The organism is Komagataeibacter xylinus NBRC 15237, from assembly GCF_001571345.1.
GTDB lineage: Bacteria > Pseudomonadota > Alphaproteobacteria > Acetobacterales > Acetobacteraceae > Komagataeibacter > Komagataeibacter xylinus.
Genome location: NZ_BCTP01000126.1, coordinates 1 through 1,320, shown reverse-complemented (window position 1 = coordinate 1,320; position 1,320 = coordinate 1). Strand labels below are relative to the sequence as shown.

Below are 1,320 nucleotides of genomic sequence, written 5' to 3'. Positions count from 1 at the left end.
TGCCTGGTAGGTCAGTTCAAGGTGATTTTCATTGCCCTGCACGGGCGTGTAGGCGGTCAGGGCCGAGTTGCGGTCGAACTGCCGCTCGCCCGAACTGGCCCGGCCAATGCCCCAGCCCAGACCGATCGTGTCGTTATCGCGGCCCTTGAACGGGGCCTTGAGGTTCAGGCCCGCATCAATGGCGAAGCTGATCAGGTTGCGGTCGCCGCTATTGCCGGTGGCACGCACGAACAGGCCCACCGACCGGGCCGATGTGATGGAAGGCCGCCAGAGCATCTGGTCAATGATGCCATACACCATCCAGTTGCCCCGGTCCCAGCGCGGTATGCCGGTGGTGTCATTCGGGCTGCCGAGCGCCTGGCCCAGGTTGTTGTAGCGGTAGTCGGCGAACTTCGCGGTATCGTAGTAGCCGCCCAGCTTGTACACGCCCGGCAGGCCGGGGTTCTTGGTCGCGTGCGCCATATCGGCGGGCTGGGGGTTGAGCGCGTATTGCAGTTCGGTCATCAGCAGCGCGCCGGTGCCCATGTTGAAGTTCGTGCCGTTGGCGCCGTTATAGGTCTGGCTGGAGGGGTCGGAGTTGCTGCCCAGCGCCGAGCCGGTGGCCTGCTGGATGGGCAGGGAGTTGTTGCGGTTGCCCGGCGGGTTATCGTCGGCTGCGGCAAACATGAAGGTGAACTTCTCGCTTGGCCGGTAGCGGATGCGGATGGCGGGGGACGACAGCGGCCACGATGGCCCGCCGCCATACAGGTTGACCGAAGGCGCCATGGGCCAGCCGAAATTCGCGTTGAGGTAAAGCGAGGCGTAATCGCTGATCAGGAACTCGGTATCGAGATCCTGCTGGCCGATCTTGACGTCGAGCTTGCCGCCAAGGAAGGACTGCTGGTACCACAGCTCGAACAGGCGGGTGGAGCGGTCGGCCTCGAACCCGCTGACGGGGTTGAAATTGGCCAGGTGATCCTGCGAGATCGAGCGCCCGCGTGTCTGCAACGCGCTGACATTGAACAGGCCGCCCTTCAGCCCGAACAGCTTTTCGGTATCCACGGTAAGCGTGGGCATGGTCACGCCATCATAGGACGGTCCCGTGCCCGAGCCGCCTGCGCCGTCATTGCTCGACGGCGTGCCGCCGGTGCCATTGCCCCACACTTCATCGACTTCTTGGATATCGAAGCTGATGCCGTGCTTGTACAGCCACGGCCGGGCACCCCACATATTGCCCAGCAGGTTGCCGCTGGTATCGAGTTTGTCACCATCGCCTGAGGCTTTTTCTTCCGCTTCGGCGGTGGCGCGTTCTGAATCGCGCACCGTGGCGGGGTCGATCTG

General features: G+C 63.8%; 1 protein-coding gene. It reads right to left on the bottom strand.

Annotated elements, in window-relative coordinates; all coding sequences use genetic code 11:
* On the bottom strand, window positions 1-1,320 hold a 1,320-nt coding region (locus GXY01S_RS16695), incomplete at both ends, for a carbohydrate porin (protein ID WP_061276893.1).